The 18076-nt window shown below is 70.6% G+C and carries 16 protein-coding genes; 6 read left to right on the top strand and 10 right to left on the bottom strand.

The window, feature by feature from the left end; translation table 11 throughout:
- Positions 1-44: 44 nt before the first annotated feature.
- The 3 genes from AMYNI_RS0111745 to AMYNI_RS0111735 are packed head-to-tail and all read left to right on the top strand — an operon-like array spanning position 45 to position 2452.
- Entirely contained in the window at positions 45-446 is a 402-nt protein-coding gene (locus AMYNI_RS0111745; protein WP_020668209.1) for a MerR family transcriptional regulator, read from the top strand.
- Positions 443-1423, top strand: a complete 981-nt coding sequence (locus tag AMYNI_RS0111740) for an aldo/keto reductase (protein WP_020668208.1) — start codon at positions 443-445, stop codon at positions 1421-1423. The genes AMYNI_RS0111745 and AMYNI_RS0111740 overlap by 4 nt, the downstream gene beginning before the upstream one ends.
- A 27-nt stretch (positions 1424-1450) precedes the next feature.
- Complete coding sequence (locus AMYNI_RS0111735; protein WP_020668207.1) at positions 1451-2452, top strand: aldo/keto reductase; 1002 nt, start codon at positions 1451-1453, stop codon at positions 2450-2452.
- Positions 2453-2505: 53 nt separating this feature from the next.
- On the opposite strand, the gene hisS is transcribed toward AMYNI_RS0111735, so the two are convergent.
- The 8 genes from hisS to AMYNI_RS0111695 form a co-directional block, all read right to left on the bottom strand.
- Positions 2506-3798, bottom strand: a complete 1293-nt coding sequence (gene hisS, locus AMYNI_RS0111730; RefSeq protein ID WP_026360334.1) for a histidine--tRNA ligase — start codon at positions 3796-3798, stop codon at positions 2506-2508.
- 45 nt (positions 3799-3843) lie between these two features.
- The gene (locus AMYNI_RS0111725; protein ID WP_026360333.1) at positions 3844-4251 is read right to left on the bottom strand and encodes a hypothetical protein; all 408 of its coding nucleotides are present in this window, start codon (positions 4249-4251) and stop codon (positions 3844-3846) included.
- Between the two features lie 159 nt (positions 4252-4410).
- Entirely contained in the window at positions 4411-5568 is a 1158-nt protein-coding gene (locus AMYNI_RS0111720) for an amidohydrolase family protein (protein WP_026360332.1), read from the bottom strand.
- Between the two features lie 11 nt (positions 5569-5579).
- On the bottom strand, positions 5580-6707 hold the full coding sequence (locus AMYNI_RS0111715) for an MAB_1171c family putative transporter (protein WP_020668203.1): 1128 nt from the start codon (positions 6705-6707) through the stop codon (positions 5580-5582).
- On the bottom strand, positions 6704-7228 hold the full coding sequence (locus AMYNI_RS0111710; protein WP_020668202.1) for a M48 family metalloprotease: 525 nt from the start codon (positions 7226-7228) through the stop codon (positions 6704-6706). The genes AMYNI_RS0111715 and AMYNI_RS0111710 overlap by 4 nt, the downstream gene beginning before the upstream one ends.
- Before the next feature lie 4 nt (positions 7229-7232).
- Positions 7233-7664 carry a hypothetical protein gene (locus tag AMYNI_RS0111705; RefSeq protein ID WP_026360331.1) on the bottom strand — a complete coding sequence of 144 codons (432 nt, stop codon included), beginning with the start codon at positions 7662-7664 and terminating at the stop codon, positions 7233-7235.
- Positions 7665-7861: 197 nt separating this feature from the next.
- The gene (locus tag AMYNI_RS0111700; RefSeq protein ID WP_020668200.1) at positions 7862-8314 is read right to left on the bottom strand and encodes a flavodoxin family protein; all 453 of its coding nucleotides are present in this window, start codon (positions 8312-8314) and stop codon (positions 7862-7864) included.
- Between the two features lie 38 nt (positions 8315-8352).
- Entirely contained in the window at positions 8353-10020 is a 1668-nt protein-coding gene (locus AMYNI_RS0111695) for a phospho-sugar mutase (protein ID WP_020668199.1), read from the bottom strand.
- A 49-nt stretch (positions 10021-10069) separates the two neighbouring features.
- Between AMYNI_RS0111695 and AMYNI_RS0111690 the strand changes: the two genes are divergently transcribed.
- A complete protein-coding gene (locus tag AMYNI_RS0111690; protein ID WP_026360329.1) occupies positions 10070-11224 on the top strand; it encodes a glycosyltransferase in 1155 nt (384 codons plus the stop codon).
- Between the two features lie 45 nt (positions 11225-11269).
- Here AMYNI_RS0111690 and AMYNI_RS0111685 read toward each other — a convergent pair whose 3' ends face one another.
- On the bottom strand, positions 11270-12061 hold the full coding sequence (locus AMYNI_RS0111685) for a purine-nucleoside phosphorylase (RefSeq protein ID WP_020668197.1): 792 nt from the start codon (positions 12059-12061) through the stop codon (positions 11270-11272).
- A gap of 109 nt (positions 12062-12170) precedes the next feature.
- Complete coding sequence (locus tag AMYNI_RS0111680) at positions 12171-13874, bottom strand: serine/threonine-protein kinase (protein ID WP_020668196.1); 1704 nt, start codon at positions 13872-13874, stop codon at positions 12171-12173.
- Between the two features lie 109 nt (positions 13875-13983).
- Between AMYNI_RS0111680 and mutA the strand changes: the two genes are divergently transcribed.
- A complete protein-coding gene (gene mutA, locus AMYNI_RS0111675; protein WP_040405683.1) occupies positions 13984-15900 on the top strand; it encodes a methylmalonyl-CoA mutase small subunit in 1917 nt (638 codons plus the stop codon).
- Positions 15897-18062 carry a methylmalonyl-CoA mutase gene (gene scpA / locus AMYNI_RS0111670; RefSeq protein WP_020668194.1) on the top strand — a complete coding sequence of 722 codons (2166 nt, stop codon included), beginning with the start codon at positions 15897-15899 and terminating at the stop codon, positions 18060-18062. Before mutA ends, scpA begins: the two co-directional genes overlap by 4 nt.
- The last annotated feature ends 14 nt before the right edge of the window (positions 18063-18076 follow it).

The following is an 18076-nucleotide window of genomic DNA, read 5'->3' as shown; positions in this document are numbered from 1 at the left end:
GAACGATTTGACCTGGAGTGCGCTCCAGGTCGTACTGTCGCCTCATGAGCTACTCGATTGCGGAGGCCGCGCGGCGAAGCGGGCTGTCGATCGACACCCTTCGCTACTACGAGCGCATCAAACTGCTCGACCCGCCCGCCAGGGACGCGGCGGGCAGACGGGCCTATTCGGACACCGACCTGACCTGGCTGGAGTTCCTCACCAAGCTGCGCCTGACCGGGATGCCGATCAGGGCGATGCGTGAGTACGCGTCGCTCCGGCACCGCGGGGTGGCCAGTACCGGTCGTCGCAAGGCGATCCTGGTGGAGCAGCGCACTTCGGTCGCGGCCAGGATCGCCGAACTTCAGTCCTGTATGGACATTCTCGACTACAAGATCAACAACTACAGCTGCCTGGAGGCCGGGATGTACCCCGAGGATAGCCAGGCGCAGGAGGTATCGGCGTGATTCCGGCAAGAAAACTGGGTGAGCTCGAGGTCGGCGCACAGGGCCTCGGCTGCATGGGGATGAGTGCGGCGTACGGCGTGTTCGACAACGAGACCGAGTCGGTCGCCACCATCCACCGCGCGCTCGAACTGGGCGTCACCCTGCTGGACACCGCGAACGTCTACGCGAACGGGGCGAACGAGGAACTCGTCGGACGGGCCATCAAGAACCGTCGCGACGAGGTGGTGCTGGCGACCAAGTTCGGCATCGTGTGGACCGACGGCGAGATGGGCGCCCGCGGCGACGCGGCGTACGTCAAGCAGTGCGCCGAGGACTCGCTGCGGCGGCTCGGCGTGGACCACATCGACCTGTACTACCAGCACCGCGTCGACCCGAACGTGCCGGTGGAGGAGACCTGGGGCGCGCTGTCCGAGCTGGTCGACGAGGGCAAGGTGCGCTACCTGGGCATCTCCGAGGCGAACGCGGACACCATCCGCAAGGCGCACGCGGTGCACCCGGTCTCCGCGCTGCAGAGCGAATGGTCGCTGTGGACCAGGGGGATCGAGGGCGAGATCCTGGCCGCCTGCCGGGAGCTTGGCATCGGCGTGGTGCCGTTCTCACCGCTCGGCCGCGGGTTCCTGACCGGCAGCATCACCACGGTCGACGAGCTGCCCGCCGACGACATGCGCCGCGGGCTGCCGCGGTTCAGCGACGGGAACCTGGAGAAGAACCTGGCCATCGTCGAGGCGTTGCGCACGCTGGCGGCGTCGAAGGGCGTCACGGCAGGGCAGCTGGCGCTGGCCTGGGTGCAGGCGCAGGGGCCGGACGTAGTGCCGATTCCGGGCACCAAGCGGCGGAAGTACCTGGAGGAGAACGCGGCCGCCGCCACCCTCGAACTGTCCACTTCGGACATCGAGGCGATCGAGGCCGCGGCGCCCGCCGAGGCCGTCGCCGGTGAGCGCTACCCGGAGCGGTACGCGCGCGCCGCCGGCAAATAGTTTTCAGTTATCAGGAAGAAGGAATACATGAGTGGGTCGACGCTGCCCGAAAACAGGCTGGGCGAGCTGACCGTCGGGGCGCAGGGCCTCGGCTGCATGGGGATGAGCGAGTTCTACGGCGAGGGCAACGACGCCGAGTCGATCGCCACCATCCACCGCGCGCTGGAGCTGGGCGTGACCATGCTGGACACCGCGGACATGTACGGCTACGGCCGGAACGAGGAGCTGGTCGGCAGGGCCGTCCGCGATCGGCGCGACCAGGTGGTGCTGGCCAGCAAGTTCGGCATCGTGCGGGACGAGGCGGACGTCACCAAGCGCGGCGTGCGCGGGGACGCCGAGTACGTGCGGAAGTCCAATGAGGACTCACTTCGTCGGCTGGGCGTCGAGCACATCGACCTGTACTACCAGCACCGGGTCGATCCTGGCGTGGAGATCGAAGAGACCGTGCAGGCGATGGCGGAGCTGGTGCGAGCCGGCAAGGTGCGGTACCTCGGGCTGTCCGAGGCGAGTGCGGAGACCATCCGGCGGGCGCACGCGGTGCATCCGATCACCGCGGTGCAGACCGAATGGTCGCTGTGGTCGCGGGACATCGAGGACGAGGTGGTGCCGACCTGCCGTGAGCTTGGCATCGGCGTCGTGGCGTACTCGCCGCTCGGGCGCGGGTTCCTGACCGGCCGGTTCACCTCCAAGGAGGACTTCAAGGAAGGCGACTTCCGGCAGAGCTCCCAACCGCGGATGGCAGACGGGAACCTGGAGCAGAACCTGGCCATCGTGGAGGCGTTGCGCACGCTGGCGGCGTCGCGGGGTGTGACGGCCGGGCAGCTGGCGCTGGCGTGGGTGCAGAGCCGCGGTTCGGATGTGGTGCCGATTCCGGGTACCAAGCGCCGCGCGTACCTGGAGCAGAACGTGGCCGCCGCTACCCTCGAACTGTCCACTTCGGACATCGAGGCGATCGAGCGGGCGGTGCCGGCCGAGGCGGTCGCCGGCGACCGCTACCCGGTCGAGGCCCTTCAGCTGCTCCAGCGCTGACCGGGGGTCGTGAGTGAAAAGTGTTGCCGGAGCAACACTTTTCACTCACGACGTCAGGGTCTCAATAGCCCGTTCACCTCAGTTGCCACGTCCCCTACCTGCACCGTCCTCTGTTCCCTGGACTGGAGGCTGCGGATGGTGACGTTGCCGGCGTCCCAGTCTTCCTGGCCGACGATGACCACGGCCTGCGCGCCGGCCTTGTCGGCGCGGCCTAGTTCCTTGCCGAGCTTGCGCTGCTCCAGCGGGGTGGAGGTGCGCAGCCCGGCGGTCCGCAGCCTGGTCGCGACGGTGCGGGCGGCGTCGGCGAGCTCCTCGGTCACCGGGATCACCACCACGTCCACCTCGCTGCGCGGGCTCGGCAGCAGGTCGTGGGTCTGCAGGAAGTCGATCAACGTCACGTCGCCCATGCCGAACCCGATACCGGGGATCTGCTGGGCGGTGAACAGCCCGGCCAGGTCGCTGTAGCGGCCGCCGCCGAAGAGCGCGCGGTTGTTCTCCGGCGAGGTGTCGAACACCTCGAACACGGTCGAGGTGTAGTACGCCAGCCCCCGCACGATCAACGGGTCGTACCGCACCAGCCCGGCCGCGCTGCTGCCGAGCACCTTGACCAGGTTCGACTCCGCCTTGACCTGCTCGGGCAGCTCGTCCAGCAACGCCGTGCCCGCACCGAGGGTGTCGGAGAGCTTGGCGAACTGCTTCTCGGACAGCCCGATCTCCTCCGCCGCGCCGGCCAGCTTGTCGCGGTCCTGCTTCTCCCAGCGGTCCACCAGGCCGAACACCTGCGGCAACTGCTCCGCGGTGACCCCCACCAGGTCGGTCAACGCCGACGCCAGCAGGTTCCGGTCGTTCGCGCGCACCACGAACAGATCCTCACCGGCCCCGAACGCCCCGAGCAGATCGTGCACCAGCTCGAACATCTCGATCTCGCAGTTCGCGCTGTCCGAACCGAAGATGTCCGCGTTGATCTGCCAGTGTTCCCGCACCCGGCCCCGCTGCGGACGCTCGTAGCGGTGGCAGTTCGGGTGGCTGTACCAGCGCACCGGGAACTGCAACGACCCCGCATTGCCCGCGACCATCCGCGCCACCGACGGCGTCATCTCCGGCCGCAACGCCAGCCGTCGCCCACCACGGTCGGTCAGCGTGTAGAGCTGCTGATCCGCGATCTCCTGACCCGACTTGGCCTCGTAGATCTCCGCGGACTCCAGGATCGGGCCGTCATAGCGCAGAAACCCGTACCGCTCCAGCACGTCGTACAGCTGCCCGAAGACCTGCGTGCGGACGGACATCTCCGGCGGGAGGAAGTCACGGGTTCCCCGATAGGGCGCGGTCGGCAGGTACTCAGGCACGATGTGGTCCTCAACGTCAACAAATGTGGCCCATTCAGCCTATCTTCAGATCGCGGCGACCCCGTAGGCGGTGAGCAGGAGGGCGGCGGCCAGCAGGATGGCGCCGCCGGTGGTGACCAGGTGCCCGGCGGTCCGCTCACCCGGCTTGTTGATCAGCAGGTTCAGGAAGAACCCGCCGGACTGGGCGAGCACGCCGAACAGCAGCAGGAAGCAGACCGTCCAGCGGGCCGGGTCGCCGAGCCCGCCCGCGCCGAGCAGCTGCAGGGCGACCAGGGTGAGCACCAGCAGAACGCCCGCGTGCGCGTGCCCCGCCTTGAAGGACATGCGCTGGTAATCGGTGAGCTCTTGCTTGCGCAGCACGCCCATCAACGCGTAGCCGCCGAACATCACGGTCGGCAGCGAAACCAGCGCGATCACGCTGAACAACTGCACCGGCCCAGTAAGCGTGCTCATCTTCTCTCCCTCTCGCCAACTTCCCGCAACCATAACACCGTTTTAAAACGCTGTCACCAAACCTTTCCGTGAGCGATTCACCAACTGCCCGGCGAGCCCAACGTGACGTTTGGCCAATAGAACGAGCCAAACGTCACGTTGGGCCGGTGCGAGGGCTGGTCAGGCGATGTGGCCGCGGGCGACGACGAGGTCGATATCGCGAAGGGCGCCGAGGTCGGCGAGCGGGTCACCGCGGACGACGAGCAGGTCAGCGGCCAGGCCGGGGGCGAGGCTGCCGGTGATCGAGCTGAGGCCGAGCGCGCGGGCGCTGGCGACGGTGGCGATCTCCAGGATGCGCACGCGCGGGAAACCGAGCCATTCGTAGAGTTCCAGCGCGCCGACCGGGTCGTCGAAGACCGAACCGGGCAGCCCGGCGTCGGTGCCGGCGATCAGCGGTACGCCCAGCTCCTCCAGCCAGGTCAGCCTGCCGTAGACCCTGGCGGCGACCTCCTCGCCCATCCGCTCCACCATCTTCCGCCAGTTGCGGCTGCTGGTGGAGCAGGCAGCGATGCCATCGGCTGCCATCCGCCGCCCGACCGGCTCGCGGGTCTCGACCTGCTGCGGCCCGACCATCCAGGTGCAGTGCTCGATGGTGTCGACCCCGGCTGCCACGCTCGCCTCGATCGCGTCCGCGCCGTGCGCGTGCGCCGCGACCGGGAGCCCGTGCCGCGCGGCGTGCTCGGTGATCACCCGCAACTGCCGGGTGTCGAACTGGGACTCCCACATGTTCGCGCCGCCCGGGGTGAGCTGCCCGCCGCTGGCCATCACCTTGATCACGTCGGCACCGGCGGCCGCGTTGGCGTCGATCAGCGCGCGGATCTCGTCGTCACCGGCCACCTCGCCGCCGAAGAAGTGACAATGCCCACCGGGCACGGTCAGCGGCCTGCCGGCGGCCAGTATCCGGGGCGCGGCGCCGGTCAGCGCGTCCCGCACCGAAATCGCCAGGTGACCGCTGTCGCCCAGATCCCGCACCGTGGTGACGCCGGTGCTGAGCAGTTGCTTCGCGCGTTCGAGCGCGCCCGCCAGCGGGTCGCTTTCCAAGCCGCCCAAGGTGTCCGGCCCGGCGTCGAAGGCGAGATGCAGGTGGCTGTTGAACAACCCGGCGAGCAGGGTGGACGCGGGGAAGTCGTGCCGGACGGCCGACGGCGGTGCCTGCCGCAGCACATCTTCGCGGCCACCGACCGCCACGATCTGCTCATCGCGGACCAGCACGGCACCGTCGGTGAGCACGCTGTCCGGCCGGGGCAGCACCCGCCCGGCGGTCACCACCAGATCCACGTTCCCGCCTTTCACGCGGTCGAGACCGCGCGGGACAAGGCCAGCAGCGGTCGCACGTCGGCGTCCAGGTCGGTGCCGCCGCCGGGCAGCACCAGGCGCGCCTTGTGGTCGCTTTCGCCGCCCTCGGCCTGCCGGTCGAGCGAGGCCCTGAGCTCCGCGGCCGCGCCGGGCGGATCGTCTTCGGCCAGCGCGGTCAGGTCCGCGCCGAGGTACGGGCTCAGCTGCACCAGCCCGTCGCGGATCTCGATGACCCGCCGGTAGTAGCGGCGGGTCACCGCACGCGCCCGGAACCGGTCCAGCGGCCGCGGCCGCCCTTCCCGCAGCACGATGGTCGGGAACGCGGTCACCAGCAGTGTCCACAGTGGATGCAGCTCCTGGTAGTGCCGCTGGTGCTGACGGCGGCGGCCGATCGCGGAGAGCCTGGCCCGCAGGCCGGGGTAGCAGATGCCGACCAGGAAACCCACGGTGCCGAGGATGACCAGCGGCACGGCGATCGCCAGCAGCGTAGGCACACTCGGCCCGAACGCCCACGCGATCACGATGTACAGCGCGCGCAGGATGCTGCCGAGCGCGGCGCTGCCCAGCCCGATCGCGCCGATCCGCAGCCCGACGCGCAGATGCCGGTCCGCGGCGCGCAGGTAGCGGAGCATCCAGCGGACGCAGGAGACCATGCCGTAGATCAGGTAGAGCCCGGCGCCGAGATAGAACAGCGCGACCCCGGGAAGGTGCACCCTGGCCGGGCTGAGGCTGGCGCCGCGCACCTCCGGCGGCGTGATCGCGAGCGCCACCACCATCAGCGCGATCACCGCGGCCAGCGGGAGCAGCTCGAAGGCGGCCCGCCGGTACGGCCGTTCCCCCAGCGCCGAGCCGAGGAAGAAGACCAGCAGCGAGCAGACCCCGATGGACAGCAGCACGTTCATCAGCAGCCGGGCGGCACCGCGGCCGAACGCCTCGTCCACCGCGGTCGCCAGCACCTGCTGCTGGAACAGGAACGAGGCGGCGACACAGGTGATGGTCACCGTCACCGCCCACGGCGGCAGGCTCCGCGGCGACCGGCGCAGCTGGAAGACCCGCCAGGCCAGCGCGGCCGCGAACAGGATCATCGCGGCGATGTTCAGTGGGCTGAAGAGCGCTTTCACATCCACCCTTGACGGTCGCCGAGCGTGCCCTGGATCCGACGCAGATCGCGGTCGTCCGCCCGCTCGGGCATCGTGTAGTTCAGCACGGAGGCCCACTCCAGGATGATGGTCGCGACGGTCTCCGCCTCCCATTCGTGCGCCTCGTCGTAGGAGGTGCGGCGCAGCGCGCGGCGGACCGCCTCGCTGTCGATGCCCAGCGGCGGGCCGTCCGGCAGGAAGTCGCCCGGCTCCGCATCGCCCATCGAATGGTGGTCGGCCAGGATGTGGCCGAGTTCGTGCAGGATGATGTGGTCCTGGTGCGCCTTGGTGGTCTCCTGCTGGAAGAAGATGTAGTCGGCGGTGGGCGTGGCGATCCAGCAGCCGAACGGGCCGGGTACCTCCAGCGGATAGGGCATCAGCCGGATCGGCTTGCCGCGCTGCTCGCCGAGTCGCAGGCAGAGCTGCCCGACGTCCAGCGGGGGGTCGATGCCGAGCTGATTGAGCAGGCGCCGGCAGCGTTTGCGTAGCTGGCGTTCCTTCATCAGTTCAGCTCCGTGGCGTCTGGTTTCGCTCGGCCTGTTCGTACCGCTCGACCAGGTCGAGCAGGTCCATCACCTGACGTCTTCCTTCGGGGGACAGTTCCTGCGCGCGCATCGCCATCAGCTTCGCCTCATCGCTGCCGGCCGCTTCCGGTTTCCGTTCGGCCAGGCTGGCGTCGACCGCGCTGGTGACCGCGTCATCGAAAAAGTACGCCACGGGCACGGCGAAAAGTTTCGCCAACGCTTCCACATAGTGAATTTTCGGGTTGATCCGTTTCCCGGTGGCCAGCTGCTGGATGTAGGCCGGGGACATCGCCGGACCGCCGGCCCGCTCGATCGCCGAGGACATCTCGCGATAGCTGTGCGGTGCGCTGCCGTTGGCCCTGACCGTGTCGATCAGGGTGCTCAGCTTCTCGGCGAACGTTCGTTGTCGAGCCACGCTCGCCTCCTCACCCAGGTTCCCGGTGGGCACCAGTGCCTCAGCACACACGCAGTGTAACTCAGCCCGGCCTGTAAGCAACCGTTGACAGTCCCCGTATGCAGTGGTTTACGGTGGGCGGGACGTTTCCGCCGCTCCGCCGCTCGTTCCGGTCTCCGGGCCCTGGGGGTGTCCGAAGGCCGGGACGAGTGCGCAGGTCAGGGCATCAGCCCGGCGGCCACGGTGGCGCCGAGCTCCCAGCACGCCTCGAGGTCCGCCTTGGTCGGTTCGCCGGTGACCGAGACGTTGCCGCTGGCCTTCTCCCAGCCGAGCCCGGTGGTGACCGACTCGATGCCGCGCACCGCGCCGGTGGTGTCGTTGTTGCCGTGGATGTACAGGCCGAACGGGCGGCCGCGGGTGGCGTCCAGGCAGGGGTAGTAAGCCAGGTCGAAGAAGACCTTCAGCGCTCCGCTCATCATGCCGAGGTTGGCGGGGGTGCCGAGCAGGTAGCCGTCGGCTTCGAGTGCGTCCGAGGCGGTGGCGGCGAGGGCGGGGCGGCGGATGACGTCGACGCCTTCGATCTCGTCGGTGGTCGCGCCGGCGACGACGGCCTCGAACATCGCCTGCATGGACGGCGACGGCGTGTGATGCACGATCAGCAAAGTGGCCACGTCCGGCGAGCCTGCCCTGGCCACTCCGCTGCCGCAACCTAGGGGGCGAGCAGGGTGTGGATATCGCCGCGCAGGGCGGCGAGGCGTTCGGTGGCGCGGGTGCGGGCGTCCGCCAGGTCGTCGGCCACGGGTTCGGTGACCTCGAGGTAGCTCTTCAGCTTCGGTTCGGTGCCGGACGGGCGGATCACCACGCGCACGCCTTCGCCGCGCAGTCGCAGCACGTCCGCGTCGGGCAGCAGGTCCTCAGTGGACACCTCGACCCCGGCCAGCTTCGACGGCGGGTCGGCTCGCAGTCCGGCCATCAAAGTGGCACGCACACTCAAATCTGTGACACGCAACGAAACCTGATCGGTCAGGTGGACTCCGTGTCGCGTCGCCAGCTCGTCCAGCAGTTCGGGCAAGGTCCGGCCCTGCTGCTTCGAGGTCGCGGCCAGGTCGCAGGCCAGCACCGCGGCGGCGATACCGTCCTTGTCCCGCACGAAACCCGGGTTCACGCACAGCCCGAGCGCTTCCTCGTAGGCGAACACCAGCCCGTCCCCGGCGCGCACCAGCCACTTGAAGCCGGTGAGCGTCTCCGCGTACCGCGCGCCGTGCGCCTCGGCGATCCGGCCGAGCATGGACGAGGAGACAATCGTGGTGGCCACCAGCGGATCCGAGGTGCCCGAAGTGTCTGAAGTGTCTGAAGTATCTACTGTGGACAGAATGTGCTCGCCGAGCAGTGCGCCGGTCTCGTCGCCGCGCAGCATCCGCCAGGCGCCGCCGGTGTCGCGGACGCCGAGCGCGCACCGGTCCGCGTCCGGGTCCAGCGCGATCGCCAGATCGGCGTCCACCCGCTCGGCCAGTGCGAGCAGCAAGTCGGTGGCGCCCGGTTCCTCCGGGTTCGGGAAGGAAACGGTCGGGAAGTCCGGATCCGGCGCGGACTGCTCGGCCACCAGGTGCAGGTCGGTGAACCCGGCGCGGGCCAGCGCCTGGCGCAACACGTCGGCGCCGACGCCGTGCAGGGCGGTCGCGGCGATTCGCAGCTCCCGCGCGGAACCCCTTGGCAGCTCGGCGGTCTTGGCCAGGTAGGCGTCCAGCAGCTCGTCGCCCAGCGTCGAAGCGCCGGGTGCGCGCGGCACGCTGACCGCCCCCGGCTCGGCCGCGATCGCGCGCTCGATCTCGCCGTCCGACGGCGGCACGATCTGCGCACCGGTGTCGTCGTAGAGCTTGTAACCGTTGTCCGCGGGCGGGTTGTGCGACGCGGTGACCTGGATGCCCGCCACCGCACCGAGCTGCCTCACGGCGAAGGCCAGCAGCGGAGTGGGCAACGGGCCCGGCAGCACCCGGGTGTCGAAACCGGCGGCGGTGAGCACTTCGGCGGCGGCCGTGGCGAACGCCTCGGAACCGTGCCGCGCGTCGCGGCCGATCACCACCAGACCGGACTTTCCGTGCTGGGCAAGCCAGTCCGCGACTCCCGCGGTGGTCCGGACGACGACCGCGGTGTTCATCCCGTTCGGCCCGGCGCGCACCGGGCCGCGCAGGCCGGCGGTGCCGAACTCGAGCGGCCCGGCCATCCGCTCGGCCAGTTCCTCCACCGCGCCAGGCGCGCCGCCCATCGCGCGGGCGAGAACGGCCTGCAGCTCGTTGCGGGATTCGGTGTCCACGTCGTCGGCGATCCACCGGAAAGCCCGGTCCCGCAGGTCGGTCGTCAGCTTGGGTCCGTTCACCCGACCACCCTACCGGCGGGCCGGCGCGAAACTGGCTACCTTGGATCTCGTGCGCATCCTGTTCTCCAGCCTGCCCGGCCACGGCCACACCTACCCCCTGCTGCCGCTCGCGATCGCCGCCCGCGCGGCGGGCCACGACATCATGTTCGCGACCGGCGCCGAATTCCATCCGACCCTGCGCGACCTCGGCTTCGAAGCGATCGCCGCGGGCAAGAGTTTCGAAGAAGCACGCTTGGAGGTGATGGGCCAGGCCGACCGCGCGGACTCGCTGGAAGGCGAAGAACTGCAGCGGGCACTGCTCGAGATCTTCGGCGTGCTCCTGCCGCGTTCCTTCGCGGTCGACCTGCGACCGGTGCTGGCCGAGCGGAAACCGGACCTCGTGGTCGCCGAGGTCGGCAACCCCGGTGCCGGCCTCGCCGCGATCGATGCCGGGATTCCCGTGGTGCGCCACGGTTTCGGCCGGGAGATGACCGCCGAGTTCGGCGAGCTCGTCGGGGCCGGGCTGCGCAGGTGCGCGGCCGAGCTCGGCATCGCGCTGGCCGATGGCGACCTCGGTCCCGGCGCGCCGACCCTCGACATCTGCCCGCCGTCGTTCCAGGAACCGGAGACGGTGGGCGCGCCGAACCGGATGCCGCTGCGGCCGGTGCCGTTCAACCCGCCCGGCGAGCTGCCAGCCGGGGTGCGCCGGGACGAACGCGACCGCCCGCTGGTCTACCTGACGCTGGGCACCGCTTTCGGGGTCGCCGAGGTGCTGCGCGCGGCCATCGCCGGCCTGGCCACCCTGGACGTGGACGTGCTGGTGGCGGCCGGGCCGAGCCTGCAGGGGGCCGCGCTGGGCACGATGCCGCCCGGGGTGCGGGTGGAAAGCTGGGTGCCGCAAGGTGAACTGCTGCCGCACGCCGATCTGGTGGTGCACCACGGCGGCAGCGGCACCACGCTCGGCTCGTTCGGCGTCGGCGTACCCCAGCTCTTTCTGCCGCAGGGCGCCGACCAGTTCGAAAACGCCGCCGCGGTGGTGGCGGCCGGCGCGGGCGACCAACTGGTCGGGGCGGAGCAGACCGCCGAAGCGGTGGCCGCCAAGGCGAAGCGGCTGCTCACCGACGAGCCGGTGCTCGCCGCCGCACGCCGCTTCGCCGACGAAGTCGCCGCGATGCCCACTCCCGCCGAAGTCGCCGAGCAGCTCCCCGCCCTAGCGGCCTCGTGAGTGAAAAGTGTTGTTCCGGCAACACTTTTCACTCACGACTGCTGATCAGGCGCGGAGCACGATCTCGCGCAGCAGGGTGCCCATCCGGGTGGCCGCCGCACGACCGGCTTCGAGCACCTCTTCGTGGTTGAGGTGCTCTCCGGTCATGCCGGCGGCCAGGTTGGTCACCAGCGACAGGCCGAACACCTCGATCCCGGCCGCGCGGGCCGCGATGGCCTCCAGCACGGTCGACATGCCGACCAGGTCCGCGCCCATCGTGCGCAGCATCCGGATCTCCGCCGGGGTCTCGAAATGCGGGCCGGTCAGTCCCGCGTAGACACCCTCGGCCAGGCTCGGGTCGATCTCGCGGGCCAGGCCGCGCAGCCTGCTCGAGTACAGGTCGACCAGGTCGACGAAGTTCGCACCGACGATCGGCGAGCGGGCGGTCAGGTTGAGGTGGTCGGAGATCAGCACCGGCTGGCCGACCTCGAACCCTTCGCGCAGCCCGCCCGCGGCGTTGGTGAGCAGCACGGTCTTCGCGCCGGCGGCGGCCGCGGTGCGCACGTTGTGCACCACCGGCTCGATGCCCTTGCCCTCGTACAGGTGGGTGCGGCCGAGCAGCACCAGCGCCCGCCGGTCGCCCACCAGCACCGAACGCGCGGTGCCGCCGTGGCCGACCGCCCCCGGCCGTTCGAACCCGGGCAGCTCGCCGAGCGGGATCTCCGCCTCGGCCTCCCCGATCACGTCCGCGGCGGGCCGCCAGCCGGAGCCGAGGACCACCGCGACGTCGTGCTTGGCCACTCCGGTGCGCTCGGCGATGGTGTTCGCGGCGGCACCGGCGATATCGATCTCACTCATGGGCCCGAGCGTATTGCACCCGGCGTTTCCCCTGGTCAACGGTCGTGAGTGAAAAGTGTTGTTCCGGCAACACTTTTCGCTCACGAGGGCTGAGCTGCGCGGATGCCGGTCAGTCGGTGGTGCTGAAGGTGGGCACGATCCGGTCGAACAGGGTGGCCCGGCTGATGTCCTCGCTCTCGGTTGGCACCGTCATGCTCACCGCCCACAGGTTGGTGTTCCGCCGGACCGCCTCGGTGAAGGTGGTCCGGCCGACCGTCGACGAGCCGGCCGAAGACGGGCGTTCGGTCCCGGCCTGCTCCACCGTCCGGTAGGTGATCGCCGCGCCCTCCTCACCGTCGTCCAGCGGTTCGGAGCTGACCCGCACGAAGTTGCCGCGCGACCAGGGCAGCTCCAGCGCCTTGAGGTACTGGTCGACGCCGCGGCCGGGGAAGTACTCGGCGAACCGCTCGATGTTGAGCACCTGCCTGCCGTCCGGGGAGACGAACTGGACCAGCGTGCTCGGCGGCAGGCCCTCACCGGTCTGCTGGGTGACGAACTTGGCCCAGTCGCGCGGCACCTGCACCCGGAAGAAGCCGCCCTTGGCGCCGCGCAGGTTCGTCGCGTCCCCGATGCGCATCTCCAGCGGGGTCTGCTGCGCGCTCACCGCGGGCTGCCGTGCCACCGGTTCCGGCGGGGTGATCGGCTGGGCGCCCAGCCGCCTGGACGCCGCGAAGCCACCCACCGCCGCGAGCACGAACAGCAGCACCGCCACCACGGCGAGCGTGGTGCCGGCCAGCGGGCCGCGTCCCGGCGTGCCCGGCCGCGCGGGTTTCGCGAACGGCAGCGGGCCAGGATCGGCGGCGAGCCCGCCACTGCCGCCCGCCCGGTGCTCGGCGGGCCTGGCGGCCGGGATGACCTGGGTGACCGTGGCGTCCGGCCGGGATCTCACCGGGTTGTCCTTGGCCACAAACCGCTCGGCCTCGAACAGCGCGTGCGGGGCGGCGGCCAGCATCGGGCGCAGCAGACGGCGGACCTCGCGCAGGCTGATCCGGTCGAGCGGCTCCTTCGCCATCAGCTTTTCGATCAGCGGGGCGAGCGGTCCCGGCGGCGGTTTGGGCACGTCGCCGTGCACCACCAGGCCGACGGTCTCCAGCGGGTCGCCGTCCGCGTCGTAGGGCGGGGTGCCCCGCACCGCGGTGAACAGGGTGGTGCCGAGGCCCCACAGGTCCGCGGCCGGGGTGACGGTGCCGCCGGAGGCCACCTCGGGCGAGATGTAGGCGGGGGAGCCCAGCATCATCCCGGTGCGGGTCATGGTCACTTCGGAGACGCTGCGCGAGATGCCGAAGTCGGTGAGCTTGATCCGGCCGTCGCTGCTGACCAGCACGTTGCCCGGTTTGACGTCACGGTGCGTGATGCCGGCTTCGTGGGCGGCTTCCAGCGCGCCCGCCACCGCGTCGCCGACCGCCGCGGCCTGCTCGGTGTTCAGCGGCCCGTGGTCGCGCAGCAGGGCGGCGAGGCTGCGCGAAGGCAGCAGCTCCATCACCACGAACGGTTCGTCGTTCTCCTTGGCGACGTCGTGCAGGGTGATCACGTTCGGATGCGAGAGCACTGCGATCGCCCTCGCCTCGCGCAGGGTGCGTTCCCGCAGCTCCTCGACCTGCGCGGCGAGCACGCCCGGCGGCAGCCGGACCTCCTTGACCGCGACCGGCCGCTGCAGGAACTCGTCGTAGGCGGCCCACACCGTCCCCATCGCTCCGGAGCCGAGCACCGAGCGCAGGCGGTAGCGACCGGCGATCAGCCGTGGCTCTTCACTCTCGGTCGACACGGCCCCCATTCTGGCGGATGGCGGACGCGGCCCCGGCACGCACCGGTGCGGGTCAAGTTTGTTAATGGCGATTAGCCTCACAGTGCGGCTCGAGGTGCTAGCCCTAACATGACTAGGTATGACAAAGGCTGGGACGAAGTCGTCTGTGCCGGGCTCGCCGGACTCGGTGGTGCACGAGGAGCCGGCCGAGCTGACGCTGGCCGCCGAGTTCGGCACGCCGGACCGGGCCGACTGGCAGGAGCTGGTCGTGGGCGTGCTGCGCAAGACCGGCGCGCTGGCCGAGGACTTCGACGGCGCGCCGGAGTCGCTGCTGACGAGCCGGACCTACGACGGGATCGAGATCCAGCCGCTCTACACCGCCGAGGACGCCGCACCGCCAGCCGGTTTTCCCGGGCTGCCGCCGTTCGTCCGCGGGGCCAGGCCGGAGGGCGCGGTGCGCACCGGCTGGGACATCCGCGCGCTGCACGCCGAAACCGACCCGGCGGCGGCGAACAAGGCGATCCTCGCCGACCTCGAAGGCGGGGTGCAGTCGCTCTGGCTGCGCGTCGGCGGCGAGGCGCTGCCGGTGGACTCCCTCGCGGACGCGCTGAACGGGGTCTACGTCGAGCTGGCCCCGGTCGTGCTGGACGCCGGCGCCGACTACCCGGCCGCCGCGGAGGCGCTGCTCGAGCTGTTCGCCGAGCGGGACGTCCCGGCCAGTGAGATACCCGGCAACCTCGGTGCCGACCCGATCGGCCTGCGCGCCCGCACCGGCCGGGCGCACGACCCCGGCCAGGCCGCGGAGCTGGCTGCCCGGATCGCCGGGACGTACCCGCAGCTGCGCACGATCGTGGTGGACGGCACGCCCTTCCACGACGCCGGCGGTTCGGACGCGCAGGAGCTCGGCGCCGCCATCGCGGCCGGCGTCGCCTACCTGCGGGCGCTCACCGCCGCCGGGCTGAGCGTGGACGCCGCCGCCGCGCAGCTCGAGTTCCGGTACGCGGCCAGTGCGGACCAGTTCCTCACCATCGCCAAGTTGCGCGCCGCGCGCCGGTTGTGGGCCAGGGTGACCGAAGTGTCCGGTGTGGGCGCCGCCGCGCGCGGGATGCGCCAGCACGCGGTGACCTCCGCGGCGATGCTCACCCAGCGCGACCCTTGGGTGAACATGCTGCGCGGCACGGTCGCCTGCTTCGCGGCCGGGATCGGCGGCGCGGAGGCGGTCACCGTGCTGCCCTTCGACGCCGCGATCGGCCTGCCGGACGCGTTCTCCCGGCGGATCGCCCGCAACACCCAGGCGATCCTGCAGGAGGAGTCCAAACTGGCCGGGGTGATCGATCCGGCCGGCGGCTCCTGGTACGTGGAGAACCTGTCCGGCTCCCTCGCCGAGGCCGCCTGGTCCGAGTTCACCGAGATCGAGCGCAACGGCGGGATCGAGTCCGCTTTGGACTCGGGTTTCCTTGCCGACCGGCTGGCCGGGACCTGGGCGGCCAGGTCGAAGCGGCTGGCCACCAGGAAGGACCCGATCACCGGGGTCAGCGAGTTTCCGAACCTGGCGGAGAAAACCGTGGAACGCAGGCCCTTGCCGTCCACTGTGGATGGTGTCGGGCTGCCGCGGGTGCGGTACGCGCAGGCTTACGAGGCACTGCGGGACCGTTCGGACGCACACCTTCGCGCACACGGCGAGCGCCCGCGGGTCTTCCTGGCCACCCTCGGCCCGGTCGCCGCGCACACCGCGCGGGCCGGGTTCGCCGCGAACCTGTTCCAGGCCGGTGGCATCGAGCCGGTCAATCCTGGTGCGACCGAGTACACCGAGGACACTGTGGCCGCGTTCAAGGAAAGCGGTGCGACGGTCGCCTGCATCTGCGGCAACGACAAGGCGTACGCGGAGAAAGCGGGCGAGGTGGCCACCGCGCTCAAGGAGGCGGGCGCCACCGCGGTGCTGCTCGCCGGCAAGCGGACCGACGAGTACGCGGACGTCACCGGCTTCCTCCACGCCGGTTGCGACGCGCTGGAGGTACTGACCGGCACCCTCGAAAAGCTGGGAGTTTCGCAGTGAGCATCCCCGACTTCACCGGCGTCGAACTCGGCACCCCGGAACCGACCGGCCATGCCGACTGGGCCGAGGCGCTGCACGCGAGCACCGGCAAGGGCGCCGACGCGCTGGTCTGGGAGACCCCGGAGGGAATCGGCGTCAAACCGGTGTACACCGCGGATGATCTGTCCGGAGTGGACTTCCTGGGCACCTACCCCGGGATCGCGCCGTACCTGCGCGGGCCGTACCCGACGATGTATGTGAACCAGCCGTGGACGATCCGCCAGTACGCCGGGTTCTCCACCGCCGAGGAGTCCAACGCGTTCTACCGGCGCAACCTCGCGGCCGGGCAGAAGGGCCTTTCGGTGGCCTTCGACCTGGCCACCCACCGCGGTTACGACTCCGACCACCCGCGCGTCGCCGGCGACGTCGGCATGGCGGGCGTGGCGATCGACTCGATCTACGACATGCGCCAGCTCTTCGACGGCATCCCGCTGGACAAGATGAGCGTGTCGATGACCATGAACGGCGCCGTGCTGCCGGTGCTGGCGCTCTACGTGGTGGCGGCGGAGGAGCAGGGCGTCACGCCGGACAAGCTCGCCGGGACCATCCAGAACGACATCCTCAAGGAGTTCATGGTCCGCAACACCTACATCTACCCGCCGCAGCCGTCGATGCGGATCATCTCGGACATCTTCTCGTTCACGTCGCAGCACATGCCGCGGTACAACTCGATCTCCATCTCCGGTTACCACATGCAGGAGGCCGGCGCGACCGCCGACCTCGAACTGGCCTACACCCTCGCCGACGGCGTGGAGTACATCCGGGCCGGCATGGACGGTGGGCTGGACATCGACAAGTTCGCGCCCCGGCTCTCCTTCTTCTGGGCGATCGGGATGAACTTCTTCATGGAGGTCGCGAAGATGCGCGCGGCCCGGCTGCTGTGGGCGAAGCTGGTCAAGCAGTTCGAGCCGAAATCCACCAAGTCGCTTTCGCTGCGCACGCACTGCCAGACCTCGGGCTGGTCGCTGACCGCGCAGGACGTCTACAACAACGTGGTGCGCACCTGCGTCGAGGCGATGGCGGCCACCCAGGGGCACACCCAGTCGCTGCACACCAACGCACTCGACGAGGCGCTCGCGCTGCCGACCGACTTCTCCGCGCGGATCGCGCGCAACACGCAACTGCTGCTGCAGCAGGAATCCGGTACCTCGCGGGTGATCGACCCGTGGGGCGGCAGCGCGTTCGTGGAGAAGCTCACCTACGACCTGGCGCGCCGGGCGTGGGCGCACATCAGCGAGGTCGAGTCGGCTGGCGGGATGGCCCGCGCGATCGACGCCGGCATCCCGAAGCTGCGCATCGAGGAGGCCGCCGCGCGCACCCAGGCGCGGATCGACTCCGGCCGTCAGCCGGTGATCGGGGTGAACAAGTACCAGCTCAGCGAGGACGAGGACATCGACGTGCTCAAGGTGGACAACGCCGGGGTGCGCGCGCAGCAGCTGGAGAAACTGCGGCGGCTGCGGGAAGAGCGCGACTCCGCCGCCACCGAGGACGCGCTGCGGCGGCTGACCGCGGGCGCCGAGGCGGACGGCAACCTGCTCGCGCTGGCCATCGACGCGGCCCGCGCCAAGGCCACCGTCGGCGAGATCTCCGACGCGCTGGAACGGATCTGGGGGCGGCACTCCGGCCAGATTCGTACCATCTCCGGGGTGTACCGCGACGAGGTCGGCAAGTCCCAGAACGTGGAACAGGCGCGCGAGCAGGTCGAGGCGTTCGCCGTGGAGGAAGGCCGCCGCCCGCGCATCCTGGTCGCCAAGATGGGGCAGGACGGGCACGACCGCGGGCAGAAGGTGATCGCCACCGCGTTCGCCGACATCGGCTTCGACGTGGACGTCGGCCCGCTGTTCTCCACCCCCGCCGAGGTCGCCAGGCAGGCCGTGGAGGCGGACGTGCACGTGGTCGGGGTGTCCTCGCTGGCCGCCGGGCACCTGTCGCTGGTGCCCGCGCTGCGCGAGGAACTGGCCGCGCTGGACCGGGCCGACATCATGGTGGTGGTCGGCGGGGTCATTCCGCCGCAGGACTACGACGAGCTGCGCAAGGCGGGTGCGGCGGCCATCTTCGGGCCGGGCACGGTGATCGCGGACGCCGCGATCGACCTGCTGGCTCAGCTCGCCGCGCGGCACTGAGCCCGATGGCCCCG

The sequence above is a fragment of the Amycolatopsis nigrescens CSC17Ta-90 genome (assembly GCF_000384315.1).
Taxonomy (GTDB): Bacteria; Actinomycetota; Actinomycetes; order Mycobacteriales; family Pseudonocardiaceae; genus Amycolatopsis; species Amycolatopsis nigrescens.
Note: the sequence above shows the minus strand (reverse complement) of the source record. Positions and strands in the feature narration are given on the sequence as shown.